The sequence below is a fragment of the Sphingobium sp. EP60837 genome, assembly GCF_001658005.1.
Classification (GTDB): Bacteria; Pseudomonadota; Alphaproteobacteria; order Sphingomonadales; family Sphingomonadaceae; genus Sphingobium; species Sphingobium tyrosinilyticum.
The window spans coordinates 1,486,750-1,508,895 of sequence record NZ_CP015986.1 but is presented as its reverse complement, the minus strand read 5'-3'; the positions used below and the strand labels follow the sequence as shown (position 1 = coordinate 1,508,895).

Sequence of the window (22,146 nt, the reverse complement as noted above, 5' to 3'; positions counted from 1 at the left end):
CGGCTCCTACGCGATTTCCATGACATCGCCGGGCGACAGCAGCGGCAGCAGCTTCAGCATGTCCTGGCGATCAACCGCGACGCAACCTGCGGTCGGGCGGCCTTCGGACAGGTGAAGGAAGATAGCGCTTCCCCGTCCCGGCACCGGCGGCGCATCATTATGCCCCAGGACGACGATAACGTCATAGGCATCATCGTCGCGCAGCAGCGCTTCGGCAGAGAAGGGCCGCGGCAAATGCACCGGGCGATTGTAGGATGGATCGGCGGGGTCGTCCGACCAGCCGTCGCCTTCCCTCACCCAACGCCAGGGCAGACGTATGCCTTTTGCTTCTATCCGGCCGGGCCGCAGCAAAACGCCACGCAAGGGCCATGTACCCAGCGGCGTGCAGCCATCGCCCTCCCGCTTGCCATCCGCTGCGCAAGGCCCGCCTCGGCCCAGCGTGCAGGCCATGTTGATCCCGCCGAAGCGCAGCCGCCCGGCGGCGCTATCGACACGGATGACCGTCATAGCTGATGACCCGTGCGGTCGCGCTTAGTCGCCAGATATTGTTCATTATGCGGATTGGCGGGCAGGATGATCGGCAGCCGCTCCGCCACCTTGATGCCTGCCTTCTCTAGCCCCTCCACCTTTTTAGGATTGTTCGTGAGCAGACGCACGCCGCCGATCCCGAGCAGGTCCAGCATGCGAGCCGCTACCGAGAAATCCCGCGCATCGATGGCGAAGCCGAGCCGGACATTGGCATCGACCGTGTCGAACCCTTGATCCTGCAGGGCATAGGCGCGCAGCTTGTTGATGAGGCCGATGCCTCGCCCTTCCTGCCGCAAATAAAGGAGTACGCCCCAGGCCGAACCTGCGATCTGATGCAAAGCCTCGTGCAGTTGCGGCCCGCAATCGCATTTGAGACTGCCCAGCACATCGCCGGTTAAGCACTCGCTATGCAGCCTGACGACGGGCGGCGAAGAATCGCGCTTGCCAATGATCAGCGCGACATGTTCGCGCGGCTCGTCTGGGCTGCGGAAAGCCACGATCTCGGCGGTTTCGCTGGCGGAGACGGGCAACCGCGCCCGCGTCGCGATGGCCAGATGGGCGGCGTCATCATAAGCCTCCACCTCATCCGCGCTGACCCTTGCTTCGCTGTCGCCATCTATCGTCACGAAGAAGGCCGGCAAGATGCCAGCGAGCCGGGCGAGCTTCAACGCAGTCTTGGCGGCTTGCGGGGCTGTTACAGGCTTAGCGGCGAACGGCCCTTTCAGGGGCGAGGCCAGATCGAGTACCGGATCGGCGATGGCCATGGCGACATCGCCGTCGATCCACGGCGCACGGGCAATCAACACCGGCATGTCCGGATCGGCCGCCGCAAGCTGGTTGGCAAGCTTCAGCGTTTCGCCACGTGCGGCCGCCACCAATATGTCGGCTTTGCCCAGTGGATCGAAGTCGGCCAGCGTCACCGCGTCGGCCCCTTCGACAGCCATGATGCGCAGCGCGCCGTCAGGGGCATGAACGGTCACCGCCCAGCCCCGGCGCAGCGCATCGATGGCGCGGGCGGCGGCGCGCCCTTTCATGACCTGAGGCCCATCAGAAGGCGAACTCCGTGACGATGGGGATGTGATCCGACGGCTTGGTCCAACTGCGCGCGGGTTCGACGACGCGATGGCCGATCGCCTTATCCGCTACATCCTGCGTCATCCACATATGGTCCAGCCGCCGGCCACGATCCGATTCCGCCCAATCCCGCGCGCGGTAGCTCCACCAAGTGTAGAGCCGCTGCGGCGCCGGAAAGAATTTGCGGCCAATATCCACCCAATTATTGGAGTCCTGCAAGCGTCCCAGCAGTTCGCATTCGATTGCGGTATGGCTGACGACGTTCAATAACTGCTTGTGGCTCCAGACATCGCATTCCATGGGCGCGATGTTGAAATCGCCGGTCAGGATCGTCGGCTTGTCCTCCAGTTCCGAGGACCATTGGATCATGCGCTCGAGAAAGTCGAGCTTCTGCCCGAACTTGGGATTGATCGCGCGGTCGGGCACATCCCCGCCCGCAGGGACATAGACATTCTCGATCCGCACCCCATTGTCGAGCCGGATGCCGACATGACGCGCTTCGCCATTGGCCTGCCAGTCGAACCGGTCGTCTTCATGGATCGGCACCTTGCTCATAATGGCCACGCCGTGGTGCATGCGCTGGCCGTTCAACACCTGATGCACGTAGCCCATCCGGCGGAACATGTCGGTGGGGAATGTCTCATTCACCACCTTTGTTTCCTGCAGGCATAAAATGTCAGGCGCTTCTTCGGTCAGGAACCGCTCTACAATGTCTATCCGGGCACGGACGCTGTTGATGTTCCAGGAGGCGATACTGAGTGTCTGCGGCATGCTGATCCCCTAAGACCGTGCGGCGGGGCGTGCAAGGGCAGTAGATGAAAGGAGCGAGCCGTGCCCAGTCGAGATGACGCCCAGTCCCACCCAAGATCGGTGATTGGCGGGCATTGGAGCGCCCGACCATGTTAGCCGGGATGATCGATTTCGCGTGACCACAAAGAAAGACCCCCGCTCCGGGGGCATGGAACGGGGGTCTCGATCGCGCCCTTTAAGCGCTTTGCGGCGAGAGCGGGGTTCCGGGTAACAGGGGGGAAATCCCGGTCTTCGTCTCGCGCCGTGGAGTTCTTTTTAGGGCTTCGGATATGAGCCCAAGATGAACAGGATTAATGACGAATCCGTCCATCTCATGCCAAACCCGTTTCACCCCCCAGCAGCGCGCCCCTTGGGCCGCGGGTCGTTCCAGCGGAAGGCCGAATCTGCCACCGCGACGCCGTACCGCTGGTTGGAAAGGCGGACGGTGGTGCGGTTATTTTGCGAATCCAGTGCGACCCATCCGTAAAGCTGCAGGCCTGCCGGACCAGACGCATCGCGCTGGAAGATCATGGTGATGGTGCCGAATTCAGGGCGTTTCGGATCGCGCGCCTGGACGCTCAGCACCTTGGGGTCGCCGGTCTGGATCAGCTTGCCGAAACGCGACAGGTCCTTTTTAGGATCGAGCAGAGCGCCGAGGGGCGAACTGCCTATCGGCCAGCGCTGCACTTGGCGGACTTCATAGTCGATCATCGTCAGCGCCTTCCCGTCGCCGACGATGAGCAGCGGTACGCCCTTCTGATATTGGAAGCGGACCTTACCCGGCTGCTTGATGATGAGCTTGCCGGTCAGTGTCTGGCCGTTCCGGTCAGTCTGAGTAAAGTCGGCGGTCATGGTCGTGACCCCACGGATATAGGCGTTCACCTGCTCCAGACCGGCCTGTGTCTGCTGCGCTTGGACAGGGGCAGCAAGATTCGCCAGTGGCGCGGCAGCGAGGGCCAGGAGGAGGGGCGCAACCGAGCGCTTCATGCATTCTTCTCCGCTTTTTGTTGAGGGTCAGGAATAGGGATGACCCATTGAACCCATAGTGAACTGAATGCGTTCCTGAACACGCAGACGCTCAGCAGCGGCTAAAGCGCGCGTCCGGGGTGTAAGGGCTGGCAAGAACAAAAAAAAGGCCGGTCCGAAGACCAGCCTGAAAAGTTTTTAGGAGAGGATGCCTGAAAGGCACGCCCTCATTGAACGGTGCCGGTCCTTTTGACAAATGCATAGAGCGGGCAAGTGATTGCATTTGACGCAATCGTGATCAAAGCGGATTGCCATTCTCATCACGCAGCACCTCGCGGCGGCCCACATGATTGGGCGGTCCGACCAGCCCTTCCTCTTCCATTCGTTCGATCAGGCGTGCAGCGCTGTTGTAGCCGACGCGGAGCTGGCGCTGCAGCCAACTGGTGGACGCCTTCTGATTTTCAAAGACCAGTTGGCATGCTTTGCGGAATAGCTGGGCGTCGGGGCTGTCGTCGCCAAGGTCCACACCGTCAAGGGCGAAGCTGCCCTCTTCCGGTTCCTCGGTCACAGCGGAGATATAGTCGGGCTGACCCTGAGCGCGCCAGTGATCGGCGACTACGCGGACTTCGTCATCCGACACGAAGGGACCGTGAACGCGCATCAGGCCCTTGCCACCGTGCATATAGAGCATGTCGCCCTTGCCGAGCAGCTGTTCTGCGCCCTGCTCGCCCAATATGGTGCGGCTATCGATCTTCGACGTTACGAAGAAGCTGATACGGGTCGGCAGGTTCGCCTTGATGACGCCGGTGATGACATCGACGGACGGGCGCTGCGTCGCCAGGATCAGGTGGATACCGGCTGCGCGGGCCTTTTGGGCGAGGCGCTGGATCAGGAATTCGACTTCCTTGCCCGCCGTCATCATGAGGTCCGCCAGCTCGTCCACCACCACCACGATCTGCGGCAGGGGCTGGAAATCGAGCTGCTCTTCCTCGTAAATCGGCTTTCCGGTCTCGGGATCATAGCCGGTCTGGACGCGGCGGCCCAAGGGCTTGCCCTTAGCCTTCGCGGCGCGGACCTTCTCATTATAGTTGGCAAGGTTGCGGACGGAGATCGACGCCATCATGCGATAGCGGTCCTCCATCTGCTCGACCGCCCATTTGAGCGCACGGATCGCCTTGCTCGGCTCGGTCACGACCGGCGAGAGGAGATGCGGGATATCGTCGTAGGTCGATAGTTCCAGCATCTTGGGGTCGATCATGATCAGGCGCAGCTGGTCCGGCGTCATCCGGTATAGCAGCGACAGGATCATGGCGTTGAGGCCCACCGACTTGCCCGATCCGGTGGTGCCCGCAATCAACAGGTGGGGCATGGGCGCGAGATCGGCGATGATCGGCTCGCCCGAGATATTTTTGCCCAGGATGATCGGCAGCGTCGCTTCCTGCGCGAACTGTTCGGAGGTGATCAGTTCGCGGAAGGAAACGCCTTCGCGGTTGGCATTGGGCAGTTCGATGCCGATGACAGTGCGGCCTGGAATGGTCGCGACGCGGGCTGACAGCGCCGACATGTTGCGGGCAATATCATCGGCCAGCGCGATGACGCGGCTTGCCTTGATGCCGGGCGCGGGCTCCAGCTCGTACATGGTGACAACCGGGCCGGGGCGGACTTCGACGATATTGCCTTTGACGTGGAAATCGTCGAGCACGCTTTCGAGCAGGCGGGCGTTGCGTTCCAGCGCAGCCTTATCGATCTTCTGGCTCTGGCTCGCCGGGATCGGATTGAGCAGGTCGGGCGATGGCAGGGAACTGTTACCGAACAGATCGTCCTGCGACACCGGTGCCATCTGCCGCTGGGCTGGAGCAGGCTTCGGCGTCTGGATGGTGATCGGCGGCTTGGGTTCGTTGCTCACGGTCCGCCGCGGGCTGACGACACGGTCCTCCACCTCTTCCTCATCATCCAGATCGGTCGAGGCGCCGGCGCCTGCCAGTGCGAAACTCGGCCGTGGCAGGGCGAGCTTGGGCATGGACGGGCGGCGGAGAGCAAGGATCGGCTTTTCCAAGGCGAGGCTACGATACCAGAGGGCGAGCCCGCCGATCAGCGCCAGGACGACGAGACCTCCGGTGATCCAGCCCTGCGCAGCGCCCGCTTGGGCCGTGAGGCTGCGCACGCCATTGGCCGTCGCAAGACCGACCAGACCGCCCCAGCCCGAGGGTAGATCGATCAGGGAGTCTGGCTGGAACATGGCGAGCGCGATGCCGACAAGGGCAATTCCGCCGAGGCATTTGCCGAACTGGGATTTCCACCCGGTCATGTCCTGGTCGCCCCAAAGACGGCGGGCGGTGATCGCCAGAAGGGGAAGGATCAGCGCGACAGGAACGCCCAGCAGGGTGAAGAGGAAGGCGGAGATCCAGGCGCCGGGCCAGCCCATGATGTTTTGAACCTGATCGTCGGCGACCGTCATCATCGATGGGTCGCTCAAGCGGAAGCTCAGGAGAGCGAGAGCGAGAAACAGGGTCGCCAGCATCAGCGCGATCGCGCTGATCAGCGCGCCGCTGCGGATCAGGCTGCGTTTCAGCATTTCGCGCCATTCCGGCGTGCGCTTGGCTCCGCGGCTGACAGCCATGGTCTCGAATGTCCCCCAAATGTTCCGTTCCGGCACAATGCGCCGAGGGAGGAGTCGCCGTCAAGAGTCCGGCTTTTCGGCTCGTCTTGTCGAAACAGTGAAGGAAATAGCGAATTGGAGCGGATTTTGAGAAGGCGACAGTAGGCGAGCTATGCGATTCCTTCATGCATTTCGATCGGCCGCCTGGTGCGCGCGGCGATGAGGCAACCGGCGACGATCAACCCCGCCCCGGCCAAAGTTGAGAGCGTCAGCCGCTCGCCAAAGGCCAGCCAGCCGATGATCGCGGCCCAAATGAAGGCGGTATATTCGACCGGGATCAGATATTGCGCTTCCGCCCGCGCATAGGCCCAGGCGAATGACGCCAGCGATGTGAAGGCCAGCGCCGCCGCCATGGCGATCAGCAGCCAGGAATGAAAGGTGGGCATATCGAGGCGCAAAGCCGCCAGTCCCGGCACCAGGCCCGCGGTCATGGCGCAGAGTCCGAACAGCGCGAACATGACGATATGCTGGAAGAAGGCGACCTCCACCGGGGAAGCGAGCTGTGCCTGCTGCCGCTGAAGGATGAGGTTCCAGGCGAAAAGGACAGCGGACAGCAGCACCGCCGCCGCACCGAGCAGCGCGTCCCAATCATAGCCGCCCTGCATCCGGCCGGAGAGGATGACGGCGACGCCCAACAGACCCAGCAGCGATGCCACAATGGCCGTGCGCTCGATCCGCTCCCCCAGCAGCAGGGCGGCAAGATAGAGCGCGATCAGCGGCGCGATGAAAGAAAGGGCGATGGCTTCGGCAAGGGGCAGCCGCATGAGCGCCCAGAAGAAGAGGCTGGCCATCAGCGAAACGACGGCGCCACGCAGGAAATGGAGGCGCAGCACGGCTGGCGCAGGCCAGCGCTGCCGCGTGAGCAGCATGAGCGCGATCCCCAGCAGACTGCCCGTCAGCGCGCGCCAGAAAAGGGCGTTGAACAGGCCGATGGAGAGGCTGAGGCCCTTCATCGTCGCGTCCATAATGGCAAAGAGCGCGACGGCCGCGCAGCAGACGGAGAAGGGGATCGCCAGACTTCGGGAGTGCGCCATCATCTTCAGCTAAAGCATCGAACCGTGAAGGGGAAGAAAGGCCGTTGGCTTAGGCGACCTTCGGTTAGGCAAGCTCAGGGCGAAGGAAGGAGGGGTGCCGCCGGTTGGCCGCATCCGGATTCAGGTCAACAGCCGTTGATATCGAGCGAAGTCGAGATAGGCATGCGCAAAGGCTTCTCGACTTCGTTCGAAGCGAACGGAGGGCGGGGCATCGGCTTCAACACGCTCAACCCGAACGGGAATGGATGATCCCGCTCTCATCGAATGGGCAAGGCCCCTGCTCTACTCAGCCGCCTCGGCATTCCCAGCGTCAGTCGTCTCGGCCTCCAGCTTGGCGGCCTCGATCTCTGCCGCCTTGGCTTCGACCAGGCTGACGATATGGTCGATCATGCCTTCGTCCTGGATCGTGTGGTCGGTGAGGCCGGAGAGATAGACCATGTGCTTGCCCGCGCCGCCGCCGGTCAGGCCGATATCGGTTTCGCGCGCTTCGCCCGGACCATTGACGACACAGCCCAGCACGGAAAGGGAGAGCGGCGTGTGGATATGCTGGAGCCGTTCCTCGAGCGCCTGCACGGTGCGGATGACGTCGAAGCCCTGCCGCGCGCAGCTGGGGCAGGAGATGACCTTGACTCCGCGCGTGCGGATGCCGAGCGATTTGAGGATCTCATAGCCGACGCGCACTTCCTCTTCCGGTTCGGCGGAAAGGGAGACGCGGATCGTATCGCCGACCCCGGCCCAGAGCAGGTTGCCGATGCCGATCGCGCTTTTCACCGTGCCGCCGATCAGGCCGCCCGCCTCCGTGATGCCGAGGTGGAGCGGACAATCAACCGCTTCGGCAAGCTGCATATAGGCCGCGACGGCGAGGAAGACGTCGCTTGCTTTCACCGCCACCTTATATTCGTGGAAATCCTGGTCCTGCAGCAGCTTGATATGGTCGAGCGCGCTTTCGACCAGCGCCTCGGGGCAAGGCTCGCCATATTTTTCGAGCAGGTCCTTTTCGAGGCTACCCGCATTGACGCCGATGCGGATCGCACAGCCATTGGCCTTGGCGGCATCGACCACTTCCTTCACCCGCCCCTCGCTGCCGATATTGCCGGGGTTGATGCGCAGGCAGGCCGCGCCCGCATCCGCCGCCTCCAGCGCGCGCTTATAGTGGAAATGAATGTCGGCGACGATCGGCACGCGGGCGGCGCGAACGATCTGCTTGAGCGCCGCGGTCGATTCCTCGTCCGGGCAGGAGACGCGGATGATATCCACGCCCACTTCCTCGCAGCGGCGAATCTGGTCGATCGTCGCCTTGACGTCGAAGGTCGGCGTATTGGTCATGGTTTGGACCGTGACCGGCGCGCCGCCGCCTACAGGCACATTGCCGACCATGATCTGACGGGATTGCCGCCGGGCGATATCGCGCCAGGGACGCAGGCCGGGATTATGGTCGGACATGAAAAAGGGGCTCCGTGCTGATGGAGCCCCTATAGTGATTCATCAGCGAAGTTAAAACCGCGCCGTCACCGATGCAGCGATCTGATCGACATTGCCGCTGGTCCGTGAGCGCGTCGTTACGGTGACGGCGGCCGGATCGGAATAATAATGGTCGGCGCGCAGGATCGTCACCCGCTTGATGAAATTATGGGCGTAGCTGAGATTGAGCGCCAGCGCCGGTGACATGTTCCAGGTCGCGCCGCCCGACAGCCAGGCGCGGTCGCCATCGGGGACGCGCGTCGTCAGAAATTGCGGATTGGTCGGCGTGCGGTCGAACATAGCTCCGCCGCGGAGCGTGAGCGCAGGACTGACATCATATTCGCCGCCTGCGCTGACGCTGTAGCTATCGCGATAATGAAGTTCCTTGACCGATGTGCCGGCGCCGGAGGTGATGGCAATGTCGCGGAAGACCGACCAATTATACCAGCGGGCCGTCAGCATCGCGCGAGCGTGCGCACTCAAGCGGTGCATCATGCTGGCGGTGACGATATCGGGCAGGTTGAGCGGGGTGCTGGCATCGCTGGTCCCGTTGACGACCGCCAGCGGACCTAACAGGCCCGACAAGGTTGCGCTGCCTTCGATCCGGTGTTTGATGGCCGAACGATAGTGGATGCCCCAATTGGTCCTGCCGCTGGTGTAGAAAAAACCGGCATTCCAGCCGAAGGACAGATCGTCGCCCTTTACCTGAAAATGACCATCGGCCGCGAGCGGCGACAGATTGGGCAGCGCATTGGTCAGCTTTGCCTTTGCATATTGGACATCGACGCCGCCGCCGATCGACAGGTTGTCCATCAGCTTATAGGCGGCCGACGGCTGGACATTATAGGTTTTGAGTTCGGTATGCAGCGAGTCATAGCGGCCGGAAAAATCATTGGCATAGTCGAGCTTGAGCCCGAAGGGCGCCGTCACCCCGAGACCAAGCCACAGCCGGTCGGACAGCTGGCCGGTCGCATAGAAGCTGGGCACGGGAATAAGGCTGTCGAAGGGATTGCCGCCTGAGGTGCCGCCAACCGGCACCGATCCGGGAAGGCCAGGCACCGTGCGCGTGGTTCCGCGATCCTGCTGGCGGGCCGATGCGAACAGCAGGACGCCACCAGACGAAGTCTGGATACCCGGCAGCTGCGTCATGGCCGCGGGATTGAAATAAACGGTGGAAGGATCGTCGGCAGCCGCAGCCCCGCCCGAAAGCGCCCTGCCGGTTTCCTTTGGCGATTGTTCCTGCAGATAGAACCCCCCAGCAAGAGCCGGCAAAGGGACCGCTGAAAGCACCGCTGCAGACACAAGAAAAGCGGCGGCATGGCGGTTAACAGGCATTTACATCCCCCCTCAAACTGGTCGTGGCGGCCCCCAAGCCGCGAAACTTCTATACTGAGGATGGCGGTTAGCAGCGACATGGTTAATTTCTTGTTCGGGAAAGTGGCCGATCGAGAACAAAAAAAAAGCCGTCCCGAAGGACGGCTATGAAAGTTTTTAGGAGAGGATGCCTGAAAGGCCCGTCCCTTTTGCGGCTGACTCGCATCTGTTGCAAATGCGAAAGAAGCGCCGTTGATTGCGTTTGACGCAATCGTCAGGATATGCGCAGCTTTACGTAAGGGAATTGAACCCGTTACTTGCGCGAGAAAATAGGACCGGCGAGTTTCGAGCCGCTGGTTGATGGCGGATCAAGCGTCCGTCACGCCTGATTCTCGCAACTGCGAATATAGCGCGTCCAGCAGGCGATCGAGCCCTGCACGATCACGCGCCTCCGCCCGGCCGACCAGTTCGGCCTGCGTGTTGGAAGCGCGCAGCAGCCACCAGCCGTCATCGGTCGTGACCCGGGCGCCGTCGGTCTCGTCGATGCGGGCTCCAACGGCGCGGAGGCGCTTGGCAATCTCGTCCACCAAAGCGAATTTGCGGGTCTCCGGAACCGGGAATCGCAGTTCGGGAGTGGCGGGCAGATCGGGCATGGCGTTGCGCAGGGCGGTGATGCTGCGGCCCAGGCTGGTCGCTGCTCTGATCAGGCGCACGGCGGCATAGAGGCCATCGTCATAGCCCGGATAATCGTCAGCGAACATGATGTGGCCGGTCATCTCGCCACCCAGCGGGCTACCGACCTGCTTCATTTTGGACTTGATCAGGCTGTGGCCGGTTTTCCACATGAGCGGCCGACCGCCGAGCGCAGCGATGCGGTCGAACAGCGTTTGGCTAGCCTTCACATCCGCCACGATCGTCGCGCCGGGACTGTTTTTGAGCACCACTTCGGCAAAAAGAGCGATCAGTTGGTCCCCCCAGATGACCCGGCCCTTGCCATCGATCACGCCGATCCGGTCGGCGTCGCCGTCGAAAGCCACGCCGAAATCGAGCTTTTTTGAAAGGACAAGCGCGCGCAAATCCTGCAGATTTCGCTCAACGGTGGGATCGGGATGATGGTTGGGAAAATTGCCGTCTATCTGGGTGAAGAGCGTGTGATGCTCTCCAGGAAGCAGCTTGACGAGCTTTTCAACGACCGTTCCGGCGGCTCCATTGCCCGCGTCCCAGCCGATGCGCCAAGCTCCGCCGTCGAAGCCCTCGACCAAGCGGGCGACATAATGGTCGAGCACGGCGGCATTTTCGATTCTGCCAGCGCCCTCCGTCCAGTCGCCAGCGGCCGCCAGCGCGCCCATGCGCAGAATGTCCGACCCAAAAAAGGGCTCATGCGCAAGCACCAGCTTGAAGCCATTATGATCGCGGGGATTATGGCTGCCGGTTATCTGGATGCCGCCATCCACATCCAGCACCGTTTCGGCATGATAGAGCATGGGCGTCGGCCCCAAGCCGATGCGCACGGCATCCACCCCGCTATCAATAAGGCCGCGAACCAGCGCAGATTCGAGCGGCGGGGAGCTCAGCCGGCCGTCATAGCCGACCGCGACCCTTGATCCGCCCTTGCGCCTGACGATCGTGCCGAAGCTGCGGCCCACGGCATAGCCATCCTCCTCCCGGAGCGTCCGGCCGAAGACGCCGCGCATGTCATATTCGCGCATGAGCGAAGGGTGGAAATGATGCGCCATGACGCGGCTTCTCCTTACCCGGGCCTTAGCGGCCGGGCGATTGCCCGCTTTCCGCCTGCTGCGCCAGAAGGAGGTCGCGCGCGGCGTTGATCTGGGCGGCGAGCGCCTCCGTCCCGCCGCGGTCGGGATGAACCGAGGCGATCAGGCGGCGATGGGCGGCGCGAATCTCCCCCGCGTCGGCGTCGGCTCCGACCCCAAGCAGCGCGCGCGCTTTGACGATATCGTCGGACAGCGGGGTGGGCCGCGCCTTCGGCGTGGCTGGCTTTGCCTTCTGCCCCTGCGCGAAGAAGAAGAGAGTCGCGCCAATGAGCAGCGGCGCGCCGACGAGCGGCTTGCCCTTGGCGGTCATGACGGCGCCGACCAGCGCCGCGCCCAGCGCCATGCCATCCTTTGCGCTCATACGTTGCAACCGTCCCGTCCAGATGAGCCAGCCCGCAAGGCCGATAAGCAGCAGGGCGAAGAGACCCATCAGGCCGCGCCGAGCAGATCCAGCGGTGCGGTTTCGGCGCGAGCGGGAAGCGCGAGGCCCGAGACCATCTCGCGCAGTTCCTGGCGGGCGGCGATATGGCTGACGCCCAGATCGCCGAGATGCCCCTTGTCGAGCAGGGTAAGGCCCGAGGGGAAGAGTTCGCGGAAAATCACGCGTTCCGAAAGGCCCGGAATGACGCGGAAGCCGACGCGGCGCGACAGTTCCATCAGAGCATCGCCCACGCGTTTCTTGTTACGCGCGTCATGATGCTGGACGCGGTTGCGCAGCACGACCCAGTCGATGGAGACGCCATCGGCCTTGGCGCGGGTCTTGCGCGCTTCGAAGATGAGTTCGGAATAGAAGGACAGGCGGCGGACCTTGAAGGTTTCGGCGTCCACCTGGCCGATAAGGTCGAAATCAACGAAACTGTCGTTCATCGGCGTCACCAGCGTGTGGGCGCGAGCGGCCATGTGACGGGCGAAGACATCGTCGCGGCCGGGCGTATCGACGACCAGGAAATCCTTGCCCTCGGCCACGGCGGCGGCCTCTTCCTCCAACGCCTCGACCGTGTCGCCCTTGAACACGGCGAAGTCGGGCGCGGGCAGGTCGATACCGCGGCGGCGAGCGGTTTCGGCGCGGTTTTCCATGTAGCGCGTGACGGTGCGCTGGCGCGGATCGAGGTCGATCATGCCCACTCTGTGGCCAAGCGCGGTGAGCGCAATGGCGGTATGGACGGCCGTGGTCGATTTGCCGGTCCCGCCCTTTTCATTGGCGAAGACGATATGGTGCGTTTGGGTGTTCGTACCCATTGATAACCCCGTTTATTGCCGCAACGATTCTTGACCCTATTGTCGGGTCGTGCCTTAGCAGGATATTCCCCGTCCCCTGCTGCCATATCGGAGCCCCTCGTCCCGTGCAAACGCTGCGTGATCTTCCTGCCCTGCGAACCGCCATCGAAACGTTGAAAAGCGACGGACGGCGCGTCGCGCTGGTGCCAACCATGGGCGCGCTGCATGAAGGGCATATGGCGCTGGTCGAAGAAGCGCGGCGGCATGCGGGGCATGTGGTGGTGTCGATCTTCGTCAATCCCAGGCAGTTTGGCGCGAATGAGGATCTGGACAGCTATCCGCGCCGGGAAGCCAAGGACGCGCAGATGCTGCAGACGGCAGGCGTGGACATACTTTGGGCGCCGACAGCCGAGGTCATGTATCCGGCGGGCTATGCCACCAATATCTCGGTTTCGGGCGTGACGGAGGGACTGGATGGCGCGGCGCGGCCGGGACATTTCGATGGCGTGGCGACGGTGGTGTCCAAGCTTTTCAACCAGGTGCAGGCCGACGTCGCGCTGTTCGGGGAGAAGGATTATCAGCAGCTGGCGATGATCCGGCAGATGGTGCGGGATCTGGACATGCCAGTCGAGATCATCGGCGTGCCCACGGAGCGGGCGGAAGATGGGCTCGCCCTGTCATCGCGCAATGCCTATCTGACCGAGGAAGAGCGCAAGGACGCGCTGGCCCTGCCCCGCGCCTTGGGCGAAGCGGCGCGGCAGATGGAGAAGGGCGTGGCCGTGGAGGCCGCTCTCGCCAAGGCGATCGCGATGCTCGCGGCGCATGGATTTGATCCGATCGACTATGTGACGCTGTGCGATGCAGTGACGCTGGAGCCGATGAATGTGCTGGACCGCCCGGCAAGGCTGCTGGGCGCGGCGAAGCTGGGCCGGACGCGGTTGATTGACAATATTGCGGTTGAGCCGGTTACCTGACGTTCGTTATTCCAGCGGAAGCTGGAATCTTTGACGTTCAGCGTCGGGACGCGAAATCCCAGCTTCCGCTGGGATGACGAGAGTCAGAGTCAGAATGGCTTTACGATAACCGCCACGACGATAACCGCCGCCGCGATTCCGGGGATTTCGTTGACCAGACGCAGCTTCTTCTCGCTCATGGGGCGATGGCCCTTTGCGAGCTTCTTCGCATAGCCGGCGATCCAGCCATGATAGGCGGAGAGGCCAAGGACGAAGAGCAGCTTTAGGTGGAACCAGCCGAAATTCCAGGCGCCAATTTCCACCATCAGCATCAGGCCGAAGACCCAGACCAGAACGAGCGACGGATTGAGGATGATCTTGAGCAGCCGCCCTTCCCGGTCGATCCATTTGCGGTCCTCGTCCGATCCCACCGGGCATTGGTGGTGATAAACGAAGAAGCGCGGCATCATGAACAGGCCCGCCATCAGGAAGATGACGAAGATCAGATGGGCGGCCTTCACCCACAGATAGGCGGCGCCAAGATAGGGCATCAGCTCTTCTTTCCTTGCCGCACATAGGCGATCAGCGCCTCGACATGCGCGATCGGCGTGTCGGGCAGGATGCCATGGCCAAGGTTGAGGATATGCGGACGGCCCGCGAAGGCGGCGCGGATATTATCGACCGATTCCTCGACCGCTCTGCCCCCGGCGATCAACGCCAGCGGATCGAGATTGCCCTGGACGGGCAGCCCCTGCGGGAGGACGCGGTTGGCCCAGTGCGGATCGATGGTTTCATCGACGCCGATCGCATCGACGCCGGTGCCCGCGGCATAGTCGGCAAGCTTCGCGCCTGCGCCCTTGGGGAAGCCGATGACGGGAACGCCGGGATGAAGCGCCTTCAACTTCTCGACGATCCGCCGGTTGGGCTCGATCACCCAGCGTTCGAACTGAAGCGGTGCGAGGCTGCCTGCCCAGCTGTCGAATAGCTGCACCGCCTCGACGCCCGCCTGAATCTGGCCGGAGAGATAAAGGACGGTGGAATCGATGATCGCGTCGATGATCCCGCCAAAGCGTTCGGGGTCCTGATAAGCCAGGCGGCGGGCCGCGCCCTGGTCCTTGCTGCCCTGCCCAGCCACCATGTAGGTCGCGATGGTCCAGGGACTGCCCGCAAAGCCCAAGAAGGTGACAGCGGGGTCCAGTGCCACCTTTACCTGCCGCACCGTCTCATAGACCGCCTCGTAGCGGCTGAGATCGGGTTTGAGCGCCGACAGGTCCGTTTCGCTAAGGATCGGCGCCAAGCGAGGCCCCTCCCCCGTTTCAAACCAAAGATCCTGCCCCATCGCATAGGGGACGATCAAAATGTCGGAAAAGAGGATCGCGCCATCAAAGCCGAAACGGCGGAGCGGCTGGAGCGTGACCTCAGCCGCTGCGGGACTGTCATAGACCAGTTCCAGGAAACCGCCTTTCTCAGCCCGAAGCGCCCGATATTCAGGCAGATAACGGCCAGCCTGGCGCATCAGCCACATCGGCGGCACGGCAAGGCTTTCACCCTTCAGGACGGAAAGCAGCGGCTTGGAAGTCCCGGTGGAAAGGCCGGCATCTGGTCCCGTCATAAACTCTCTTATTTAGATTCTTAAAAGGATGATGGAGATAGTAGGGCGCTTGGCAGCGGGGTTTATGCGCTGTGCCCCGATTTGCCAACAGCTTGACTCTCCAGGCCCATCGATTCCGATCCGAGTCAGTCGCTCTATCCACGCTATCCACAGGCTGTGGATGAAAATGGCCGCCTGTTGGGGGTGTGTGGATAAGATTCCGGCTAATGGGAGCTATCCAGAAGGGGTAGTTTTGCCCGCAACCTATCCCTTGCTTTATCCACAGCCTCCTCACAGAGATGTGCCTCATGTCGCGTATCCATCTGCATCTGCTGTCGGACTCCACCGGAGAGACACTGGAAAATGTCGCAAAGGCGGCCATCGGCGCCTTCGAGAATGTGGAGGCGGTGCGCCATTTCTGGCCCATGGTGCGGTCCGATGTCCATCTTGACCGGATCATGGAGGAAATCGCGGCCAATCCGGGACTGGTGCTGTTCACCCTGTCCAATCATCAGTTGCGGCGGCGGCTGGAAACGCGCTGCCGGGCGCTGGGCCTGCCGCATGTCGCCGCGCTGGACAGCGTGACGGACGCCCTGTCCAACATATTGGGGCAGGAAACGCGCAATCGGCCGGGCCGCAAGCATATCCTCGACGAAGCCTATTTCGCGCGGATCGAGGCGATCCAGTTCACCATCGCCCATGATGATGGGGTGGGGCATGAAAATTGGGAGGAGGCCGATATCGTCCTGGCAGGCGTGTCGCGCGCGTCCAAGACGCCGACCTCCATCTATCTCGCCAATCGTGGGTACAAGACTGCGAATATCCCCCTGGTCGTGCAGTCGCCGCCGCCGCGCAGCCTTTTCACGCTCAAGCATCCGATGGTCGTGGGCCTGACCGTCAGTCCCGAACGGCTGGTGCAGATTCGTCGCAACCGGCTGCTGTCGCTCAACCAGGCGCCCGAGACGAGCTATGTCGATCTGGAAAAGGTGCAGGAGGAGCTGGCTTTTGCCCGGCGGATGTTCGCCGACAATGGCTGGCCGGTGATCGACATGACCCGCCGGTCGATCGAGGAAGCGGCGGCGGCCATCATCAACCTGTTCAACGACCGCGTGCTGGCGGAGGGGAGTGACGCATGATCGTGCTGGCATCGCAAAGCGCGAGCCGTCGGGCGCTGTTGAGCGCGGCGGGGGTGCCTTTCGAGGCGCTGTCGCCGGGCGTCGATGAGGAGGCGGCGAAGGAAGCGTTGCGGGCCGATGGCTTGGACGCGCGGGCCCTGGCCGATGCGCTGGCGGAATTGAAGGCGCTCAGAGTGTCCCGGCGCGTGCCGGGCGGGCTGATATTGGGCTGTGACCAGACGTTGAGCCTGGACGACGGCATGATGATCGACAAGGCGGTTGATCGGGCGGACGCGGAACGGATTTTGCGCCTGCTGTCGGGGCGGGTGCATCATCTCCACAGCGCAGCGGTCATCGCAATGAATGGCGAGCCGATCTGGCGCCATGTCGAGCGGGTGCGGATGACGGTCCGCCTGCTGTCGGATGCCTTCATCGCACAGTATCTCGACCAGGAATGGGAGCAATGCCGCTGGTGTGTCGGCAATTACCGGATCGAAGGGCCGGGCGTGCAGCTGTTCGCCAAGGTGGAAGGCAGCCAGTTTGCGATTCAGGGCCTTCCCCTGCTGCCGCTGCTTGACTTTCTGCGTGTCCGGGGCGTTCTGCCGTCATGACCGACACGCTCCCCTATGCCGAAGTGATCGGCGATCCGATCGCGCACAGCAAATCGCCGCTCATCCATAATTTCTGGCTCGATTGCCTGAGCATCGAAGCGGAATATCGCAAGACGCATGTGACGAGCGAGGGGCTGGCGGCCTATTTCCTGGAACGGCGGGCCGATCCTGACTGGCTGGGATGCAATGTCACCATTCCGCACAAGATCGCGGTGATGGACTATACCGACGATCCGGGCGGAGTGCGCGAGCGGATTGGCGCGATGAACACTATCGCCAGCGAGACGGGTGGGCCTTTGATTGGCACCAATACCGATGCGGGCGGTTTCCTGCAGCCGTTGCTGCGCGACAAATGGAAGGGCGAGAGCGCCGTGATTGTCGGCGCGGGCGGTGCGGCGCGGGCGATCCTGTTTGCGCTGACCAGCCTGGGGGTGCCGGACATCACGGTCATGGTGCGCGATCCGGCCAAGGGTCAGGCGCTGCTTGACCGGGCCAAGGTTAAGGGGCGGGTGATCGGCATGGCGGATGCGCTTCCCGCCGCCGATTTGCTTGTCAACACCAGTTCGCTCGGCATGGTGGGGCAGCCGGTGCTGGATTTGGACCTCCGGCCGCTGAGGCGGGACGCGACCGTCTATGACATTGTCTATGCGCCGCTGGAGACCGGACTGCTGAAGGCAGCGCGGGAGCAGGGCCTGAAGGCGCTGGATGGGCTGGAGATGCTGATCGGGCAGGCGGCGCTGGCTTTCGATATTTTCTTCGATGCGCAAGCGCCGCGCGAACGGGATGATGAACTGCGCGCGCTGCTCTTGGCGGTGTAACCATGAAGATCTACGGGCTCACAGGGTCCATCGGCATGGGAAAATCGGCGGTCGCGACGATGCTGCGGCGCGAAGGCGTGCCGGTTTTCGACGCTGACGCCGAGGTGCATCGGTTGCAGGGGCCTAAAGGTAAGCTGTTGCCGGCGATCGAGGCGCGCTTTCCTGGCACGACGGGTCCGATGGGGGTCGATCGGCCCAAGCTCGGGGCGGCGGTGTTCGGTCATCCACAGGAACTGAAGGCGCTGGAGGCCATCGTCCATCCCGCCGTGAAGAAAGAGCGCATGGCTTTCCTGCGCCGCCACCGCGCGCGTGCCTTCGTGGTGCTCGACATCCCCTTGCTTTATGAGAAACATGGCCATCGCAAGCTGGCGGGGGTCATCGTCGTTACCGCGCCTGCGTGGAAACAGCGCAAGCGCGTGCTGCGGCGGCCCGGCATGACGGCGGGGAAATTCCGGAAAATCCTGCACTTGCAGACGCCTGATGCTGAAAAACGGCGGCGGGCGGACTATATCATCCATACCGGCACCACATTCGCCGTCACGCGGGCCCAGGTGCGGCGCTTGGTCGCTTGCCTTGGATCAAAGACGGGCCGATAAGGACAAGTCCGGCAGAGTCGGCGTGAAGAGGGCGATGCGCGAAATAATTTTCGACACCGAAACGACTGGATTCGACCCCGCATCGGGAGATCGGCTAGTGGAAATTGGTTGCATTGAACTTGTGAACCGCGTCCCGACAGGGCGAACCTTTCACGCTTATTATAATCCCCAGCGGGCGATGCCGTCGGCGGCCGAGGCGATTCACGGGCTTTCGGACATCTTCCTAAAGGACAAGCCGTTTTTTTCGGCGGGGGTCGCGGAGTTGCTCGACTTTCTGGAGGACAGCCATCTGGTCGCGCATAATGCACGGTTCGATTTCGGCTTCCTCAACCATGAATTGAAGCTTTGCGGCTTGCCCGAAGTGACGATGGCGCGGATGATCGACACGGTCGCGATCGCGCGCCAGTTGCATCCGGGCGCCAAGCATAGCCTGGACGCGCTTTGCACCCGGTACGGCATCGATCGCAGCCATCGCATCAAGCATGGCGCATTGCTCGACGCTGAACTGCTGGCACAGCTTTACATCGAACTGACCGGCGGCCGTCAAATCGGCCTCGGTCTTGCACAAGAGGAGGATAATGACGCCATTCGGGTGGAACTTGCGGGCATCGCCGCGGTTCGCCCTGTTCGTCCCGCGCGAATCTTCACGGTCAGCGCGGCGGAGCTGGAACGGCATGCAGCGTTTGTCGCGACGCTGGAAAAGCCGCTCTGGCTGGAGGAGGCTTGAAGGCTGGTCTGACGCCCTGCCCTTCATGCTTCGCGCCACCCGGACTGCTTCCCGCAGCCCGGCAAGAACAAGGAGAAGGCATATGGATATTCGTGTTTCCGGGCATCAGGTCGACACGGGCGACGCGCTCAAGCAGCATGTCTGGACCCGGCTGGAGGCGATGGCCGAGAAATATTTCGCTCGCACGATTTCCGCCCAGGTCACGTTCCGACCTGCGCCCCACGGGGCCTTTCATTGCGACATCGTCTGCCATGTGATGACCGGCCTGATCCTAAAAGGGGCGGGCGAAGCGCAGGAAGCGCATCCGGCCTTTGACCAGGCGGCAGAAAAGATCGAGCGGCAGCTGAGGCGCTATCTGCGCCGTTTGAAAGATCGCCATCCCCAGGCCGCAGCAGCGGAGGCGCAGCGTGCCAATGGCTATGACCTGAATGGGCTGGACGGCGCGGGCTATACCATCTTTGCATCGTCGCAGGAGGAAGAGGAACCGGCAGAGGCGCCGCTGATCGTTGCGGAAACCCGCGTAGATATTCCCGAAGCCAGCGTATCCGACGCGGTGATGATGCTGGACCTGCGCAACACCAATGCGCTGCTGTTCCTGAATGCGGGAACATCGGCCTATAATATGGTCTATCGCCGTCATGACGGGACGATCGGCTGGGTGGAACCGCGCGGCTGACAAGGGTTCCGGCCCCAGGGCGCCAGTTGACCTAGAGCGGCAGGCGGCCTATGGGGCCGGGCTTTATATCCCCGGGCAACGCGCGATTTTGGGGCATGGCGCGCCTCGGCTGTTCCAGGTTGGTCATGGTTCATTTCAACGATATCGTCGCGCCGGATGCGCTCGCTACGGGCCTGTCGGTGAACGGCAAGAAGCCTCTTTTCCAGAAAATTGCGCAACTGGCCGCAGCCGCCTATGGGCTGAAAGCCGATATGGTGTCGGACGCGCTGTCGGAACGGGAGCGGCTGGGATCGACCGGCTTTGGCGGGGGCATCGCCATTCCCCATGCAAAGATTGCGGGCCTTCAGAAGATGCGCGCGGTCGTGGTTCTGCTCCGCCCGCCGCTGACCTTCGACGCGGTGGACGATGCGCCGGTCGATGTCGTGTTCGCTTTGCTCTCCCCTGTGGATAGCGGGGCTGAGCATCTGAAGACGCTGGCCCGAGTGTCGCGTTATCTGCGTGAAGATGCGCATGTCGCCCGGTTGAGGGGCGCAAAATCGGCCGAGGCGCTGCACGCGTTGCTGGCCGGTGGCGAAGCGCGTGATGCAGCCTGATAGCGCGCCAAGCGGCGAAGCGGCGCATTTCCGGGCGTTGGAAGGTTTGTACCGGTCGGCTCCGATCAACCGGATGTTCCGGTCCGAACTGACGATTCCCGAGGCGGGCCGGTCGGTCATCGAGTTCGATGTGGACGAAGAACAGTTCCACGCCGCCGGCGCGGTGCATGGGACGGTCTATTTCAAGATGATGGACGATGCCGCCTTCTACGCGGCGAACAGCCTGGTGAGCGACCGATTCCTGCTGACAACCGCCTTCAACCTGCTGTTCACCCGGCCCATTGGCCCCGGACGGATTCGGGCGGAAGGGCGCTGGATCAGCGGCAAGCGACGTGTGTTCGTCGCCGAAGCGAGTCTGATCGATATGGAGGGCGAAGAAGTGGGTCGCGGGACCGGGACCTTCATGCGCTCTCAATTTCCGCTATCGTCATTGCCGGGTTATGCAGGCTGAACGGCTGACCAGCGCCATGCTGGTCGGCGTTCTCATCAGGCGCTCTGCGGCGGCGGGCGGCTTCGCCACCGTGCTGGTCAAAGGCGATGAAATCAGCGGCGCCATCCTGATTGAAGCAGCCGAACGGGGCCAGGGAAAGGGCCTCTATGAACGGGTGCCGGACTTTGCCGGAAACTATCAGTTGGTGCGTTGCGGGCCCGCCCCCGAAGAGGGCGTGGATTCGCTATCTCAATATATAGCGCGCAGGCGGCGGGCGGACCCCGACCTGTGGATTATCGAACTCGACATCGCGGATGCGGAACGGTTCGCCGCTGAAACGATCTGCTGATCGTTGACTCTCCGGCCGGGGGAAGGCATCGGCCCCTGCAACGCTTAACGCGCAGGTTGCCAAATTCGCCCGTGGGGGGCGGGGGAGGTAAACACGCAGACGGGGGGCGGCCAGACGTCGATTGTAAGTTACGGGTTTGACCCGACGTCCACGGCCAATAACCGCACGTTTTTGAGTTGTAATGAGTCTTCGTCTGAAGGCCGCGATTGCCGCGGCATTTGCTTTGTCCGCCACAGCGGCGGTCACAGCGGCCGACATGTCGAGCGCCAATGAAGCTGCTCCGTCGGTCGTTTCCCTTCCGGAACATCAAGAGCTGAATTCAGCTCCGGCGGCCGCAAAGCCTGCTGTTGTTTTCTCCGCGCCGCGCGAAGTCGCGCAGCCGCTGGGCACCCTTTCCGATAGCGCCGATGTGCGCGCCGACAATCTTTCCGCCCTGGTTGATGCCCAGGGAGCTGCAGAAACGCTCGATGGCGACATGAAGTGCCTCGCGGGTGCAGTTTATTTTGAATCCAAGGGTGAGAGCCTGGAAGGCCAGCTCGCCGTAGCCCGCGTTATCATCAATCGAGCAAAGTCCGGCCGGTTCGCCAGCAGCCTGTGCGGCGTCGTCTATCAGCCCGGCCAGTTCAGCTTCGTTCGTGGCCGCGGCATGCCCGCGATCCCGATGGCGACCGAAAGCTGGCGCCAGGCGGTCGCGATCGCACAGATCGCCATGCAGGACGGCTGGGACAGCAAGGCCGAAGGCGCGCTGTTCTTCCATGCCCGCCGCGTTTCGCCGAGCTGGGGCAAGCGCCAGCTGGCCGCGATCGACAATCATATCTTCTATCGCTGATTCCTCGGGTCGCACTTAGGAAACAGCAGGCCGGTTCAGT

24 protein-coding genes are annotated in these 22,146 nt (G+C 62.8%); 11 read left to right on the top strand and 13 right to left on the bottom strand.

The window, feature by feature from the left end; translation table 11 throughout:
• Nucleotides 1-6 precede the first annotated feature (6 nt).
• From EP837_RS07390 to EP837_RS07340, 11 genes are all read right to left on the bottom strand, one after another.
• Nucleotides 7-507, bottom strand: a complete 501-nt coding sequence (locus EP837_RS07390; RefSeq protein ID WP_066525956.1) for a L,D-transpeptidase family protein — start codon at nt 505-507, stop codon at nt 7-9.
• Entirely contained in the window at nt 504-1,562 is a 1,059-nt protein-coding gene (gene ribA, locus EP837_RS07385; protein ID WP_066525952.1) for a GTP cyclohydrolase II, read from the bottom strand. The genes EP837_RS07390 and ribA overlap by 4 nt, the downstream gene beginning before the upstream one ends.
• Before the next feature lie 13 nt (nt 1,563-1,575).
• Nucleotides 1,576-2,373, bottom strand: a complete 798-nt coding sequence (xth, locus tag EP837_RS07380; RefSeq protein ID WP_066525950.1) for an exodeoxyribonuclease III — start codon at nt 2,371-2,373, stop codon at nt 1,576-1,578.
• 366 nt (nt 2,374-2,739) lie between these two features.
• Nucleotides 2,740-3,378, bottom strand: a complete 639-nt coding sequence (locus EP837_RS07375; RefSeq protein WP_066525947.1) for a LolA family protein — start codon at nt 3,376-3,378, stop codon at nt 2,740-2,742.
• A gap of 277 nt (nt 3,379-3,655) precedes the next feature.
• The gene (locus EP837_RS07370) at nt 3,656-5,977 is read right to left on the bottom strand and encodes an FtsK/SpoIIIE family DNA translocase (RefSeq protein WP_066525945.1); all 2,322 of its coding nucleotides are present in this window, start codon (nt 5,975-5,977) and stop codon (nt 3,656-3,658) included.
• Nucleotides 5,978-6,126: 149 nt separating this feature from the next.
• The gene (locus EP837_RS07365) at nt 6,127-7,050 is read right to left on the bottom strand and encodes a DMT family transporter (RefSeq protein ID WP_066528932.1); all 924 of its coding nucleotides are present in this window, start codon (nt 7,048-7,050) and stop codon (nt 6,127-6,129) included.
• A gap of 282 nt (nt 7,051-7,332) precedes the next feature.
• On the bottom strand, nt 7,333-8,493 hold the full coding sequence (gene ispG / locus EP837_RS07360) for a flavodoxin-dependent (E)-4-hydroxy-3-methylbut-2-enyl-diphosphate synthase (protein ID WP_066525943.1): 1,161 nt from the start codon (nt 8,491-8,493) through the stop codon (nt 7,333-7,335).
• 51 nt (nt 8,494-8,544) lie between these two features.
• Nucleotides 8,545-9,846 carry an OmpP1/FadL family transporter gene (locus EP837_RS07355; protein WP_066525940.1) on the bottom strand — a complete coding sequence of 434 codons (1,302 nt, stop codon included), beginning with the start codon at nt 9,844-9,846 and terminating at the stop codon, nt 8,545-8,547.
• A 347-nt stretch (nt 9,847-10,193) separates the two neighbouring features.
• Nucleotides 10,194-11,561 (bottom strand): phosphoglucomutase/phosphomannomutase PgmG, encoded by a 1,368-nt coding sequence (gene pgmG, locus EP837_RS07350; RefSeq protein WP_066525934.1) that lies wholly within the window; start codon nt 11,559-11,561, stop codon nt 10,194-10,196.
• Nucleotides 11,562-11,586: 25 nt separating this feature from the next.
• Nucleotides 11,587-12,030, bottom strand: coding sequence for a J domain-containing protein (locus EP837_RS07345; RefSeq protein WP_066525932.1), 444 nt, complete (start codon nt 12,028-12,030; stop codon nt 11,587-11,589).
• Nucleotides 12,030-12,839, bottom strand: a complete 810-nt coding sequence (locus EP837_RS07340; RefSeq protein WP_066525929.1) for a division plane positioning ATPase MipZ — start codon at nt 12,837-12,839, stop codon at nt 12,030-12,032. Before EP837_RS07340 ends, EP837_RS07345 begins: the two co-directional genes overlap by 1 nt.
• A gap of 104 nt (nt 12,840-12,943) precedes the next feature.
• On the opposite strand from EP837_RS07340, the gene panC reads away from it, so the two are divergent.
• Entirely contained in the window at nt 12,944-13,792 is an 849-nt protein-coding gene (panC, locus tag EP837_RS07335; protein WP_066525926.1) for a pantoate--beta-alanine ligase, read from the top strand.
• A gap of 89 nt (nt 13,793-13,881) precedes the next feature.
• On the opposite strand, the gene EP837_RS07330 is transcribed toward panC, so the two are convergent.
• Entirely contained in the window at nt 13,882-14,322 is a 441-nt protein-coding gene (locus tag EP837_RS07330) for a CopD family protein (protein ID WP_066525923.1), read from the bottom strand.
• A complete protein-coding gene (gene hemE, locus EP837_RS07325; protein ID WP_066525922.1) occupies nt 14,322-15,383 on the bottom strand; it encodes a uroporphyrinogen decarboxylase in 1,062 nt (353 codons plus the stop codon). Before hemE ends, EP837_RS07330 begins: the two co-directional genes overlap by 1 nt.
• Nucleotides 15,384-15,670: 287 nt before the next feature.
• On the opposite strand from hemE, the gene EP837_RS07320 reads away from it, so the two are divergent.
• The 10 genes from EP837_RS07320 (at nt 15,671) to EP837_RS07275 (ending at nt 22,106) form a co-directional block, all read left to right on the top strand.
• Nucleotides 15,671-16,498, top strand: a complete 828-nt coding sequence (locus EP837_RS07320) for a pyruvate, water dikinase regulatory protein (protein ID WP_066525920.1) — start codon at nt 15,671-15,673, stop codon at nt 16,496-16,498.
• Nucleotides 16,495-17,088, top strand: a complete 594-nt coding sequence (locus EP837_RS07315) for a Maf family protein (protein WP_066525919.1) — start codon at nt 16,495-16,497, stop codon at nt 17,086-17,088. The genes EP837_RS07320 and EP837_RS07315 overlap by 4 nt, the downstream gene beginning before the upstream one ends.
• The gene (aroE, locus tag EP837_RS07310; RefSeq protein WP_066525913.1) at nt 17,085-17,906 is read left to right on the top strand and encodes a shikimate dehydrogenase; all 822 of its coding nucleotides are present in this window, start codon (nt 17,085-17,087) and stop codon (nt 17,904-17,906) included. The genes EP837_RS07315 and aroE overlap by 4 nt, the downstream gene beginning before the upstream one ends.
• Nucleotides 17,907-17,908: 2 nt before the next feature.
• Entirely contained in the window at nt 17,909-18,502 is a 594-nt protein-coding gene (gene coaE, locus EP837_RS07305; RefSeq protein WP_066525912.1) for a dephospho-CoA kinase, read from the top strand.
• A 34-nt stretch (nt 18,503-18,536) separates the two neighbouring features.
• Entirely contained in the window at nt 18,537-19,229 is a 693-nt protein-coding gene (dnaQ, locus tag EP837_RS07300; RefSeq protein ID WP_066528930.1) for a DNA polymerase III subunit epsilon, read from the top strand.
• Between the two features lie 82 nt (nt 19,230-19,311).
• On the top strand, nt 19,312-19,905 hold the full coding sequence (gene hpf / locus EP837_RS07295; protein WP_066525910.1) for a ribosome hibernation-promoting factor, HPF/YfiA family: 594 nt from the start codon (nt 19,312-19,314) through the stop codon (nt 19,903-19,905).
• A 125-nt stretch (nt 19,906-20,030) separates the two neighbouring features.
• The gene (locus tag EP837_RS07290; RefSeq protein ID WP_066528924.1) at nt 20,031-20,498 is read left to right on the top strand and encodes a PTS sugar transporter subunit IIA; all 468 of its coding nucleotides are present in this window, start codon (nt 20,031-20,033) and stop codon (nt 20,496-20,498) included.
• A complete protein-coding gene (locus EP837_RS07285; protein WP_066528927.1) occupies nt 20,488-20,949 on the top strand; it encodes a PaaI family thioesterase in 462 nt (153 codons plus the stop codon). Before EP837_RS07290 ends, EP837_RS07285 begins: the two co-directional genes overlap by 11 nt.
• On the top strand, nt 20,939-21,277 hold the full coding sequence (locus EP837_RS07280; protein ID WP_066525906.1) for a DUF1491 family protein: 339 nt from the start codon (nt 20,939-20,941) through the stop codon (nt 21,275-21,277). The genes EP837_RS07285 and EP837_RS07280 overlap by 11 nt, the downstream gene beginning before the upstream one ends.
• Before the next feature lie 181 nt (nt 21,278-21,458).
• Nucleotides 21,459-22,106, top strand: a complete 648-nt coding sequence (locus EP837_RS07275) for a cell wall hydrolase (RefSeq protein ID WP_066525904.1) — start codon at nt 21,459-21,461, stop codon at nt 22,104-22,106.
• Nucleotides 22,107-22,146 lie beyond the last annotated feature (40 nt).

Bases quoted from the DNA above. Each gene is read 5' to 3' on its own strand.
- hpf (WP_066525910.1), top strand. From the start codon at position 19,312: ATGGATATTCGTGTTTCCGGGCATCAGGTCGACACGGGCGACGCGCTC.
- EP837_RS07285 (WP_066528927.1), top strand. From the start codon at position 20,488: ATGCAGCCTGATAGCGCGCCAAGCGGCGAAGCGGCGCATTTCCGGGCG.
- pgmG (WP_066525934.1), bottom strand. From the start codon at position 11,561: ATGGCGCATCATTTCCACCCTTCGCTCATGCGCGAATATGACATGCGC.
- EP837_RS07315 (WP_066525919.1), top strand. From the start codon at position 16,495: ATGATCGTGCTGGCATCGCAAAGCGCGAGCCGTCGGGCGCTGTTGAGC.
- EP837_RS07390 (WP_066525956.1), bottom strand. From the start codon at position 507: ATGACGGTCATCCGTGTCGATAGCGCCGCCGGGCGGCTGCGCTTCGGC.
- ribA (WP_066525952.1), bottom strand. From the start codon at position 1,562: ATGAAAGGGCGCGCCGCCGCCCGCGCCATCGATGCGCTGCGCCGGGGC.
- aroE (WP_066525913.1), top strand. From the start codon at position 17,085: ATGACCGACACGCTCCCCTATGCCGAAGTGATCGGCGATCCGATCGCG.
- EP837_RS07365 (WP_066528932.1), bottom strand. From the start codon at position 7,050: ATGGCGCACTCCCGAAGTCTGGCGATCCCCTTCTCCGTCTGCTGCGCG.
- EP837_RS07280 (WP_066525906.1), top strand. From the start codon at position 20,939: ATGCAGGCTGAACGGCTGACCAGCGCCATGCTGGTCGGCGTTCTCATC.
- EP837_RS07275 (WP_066525904.1), top strand. From the start codon at position 21,459: ATGAGTCTTCGTCTGAAGGCCGCGATTGCCGCGGCATTTGCTTTGTCC.
- EP837_RS07320 (WP_066525920.1), top strand. From the start codon at position 15,671: ATGTCGCGTATCCATCTGCATCTGCTGTCGGACTCCACCGGAGAGACA.
- dnaQ (WP_066528930.1), top strand. From the start codon at position 18,537: ATGCGCGAAATAATTTTCGACACCGAAACGACTGGATTCGACCCCGCA.
- EP837_RS07375 (WP_066525947.1), bottom strand. From the start codon at position 3,378: ATGAAGCGCTCGGTTGCGCCCCTCCTCCTGGCCCTCGCTGCCGCGCCA.
- EP837_RS07345 (WP_066525932.1), bottom strand. From the start codon at position 12,030: ATGGGTCTCTTCGCCCTGCTGCTTATCGGCCTTGCGGGCTGGCTCATC.
- EP837_RS07370 (WP_066525945.1), bottom strand. From the start codon at position 5,977: ATGGCTGTCAGCCGCGGAGCCAAGCGCACGCCGGAATGGCGCGAAATG.
- hemE (WP_066525922.1), bottom strand. From the start codon at position 15,383: ATGACGGGACCAGATGCCGGCCTTTCCACCGGGACTTCCAAGCCGCTG.
- EP837_RS07330 (WP_066525923.1), bottom strand. From the start codon at position 14,322: ATGCCCTATCTTGGCGCCGCCTATCTGTGGGTGAAGGCCGCCCATCTG.
- EP837_RS07355 (WP_066525940.1), bottom strand. From the start codon at position 9,846: ATGCCTGTTAACCGCCATGCCGCCGCTTTTCTTGTGTCTGCAGCGGTG.
- coaE (WP_066525912.1), top strand. From the start codon at position 17,909: ATGAAGATCTACGGGCTCACAGGGTCCATCGGCATGGGAAAATCGGCG.
- EP837_RS07290 (WP_066528924.1), top strand. From the start codon at position 20,031: ATGGTTCATTTCAACGATATCGTCGCGCCGGATGCGCTCGCTACGGGC.
- EP837_RS07340 (WP_066525929.1), bottom strand. From the start codon at position 12,839: ATGGGTACGAACACCCAAACGCACCATATCGTCTTCGCCAATGAAAAG.
- xth (WP_066525950.1), bottom strand. From the start codon at position 2,373: ATGCCGCAGACACTCAGTATCGCCTCCTGGAACATCAACAGCGTCCGT.
- ispG (WP_066525943.1), bottom strand. From the start codon at position 8,493: ATGTCCGACCATAATCCCGGCCTGCGTCCCTGGCGCGATATCGCCCGG.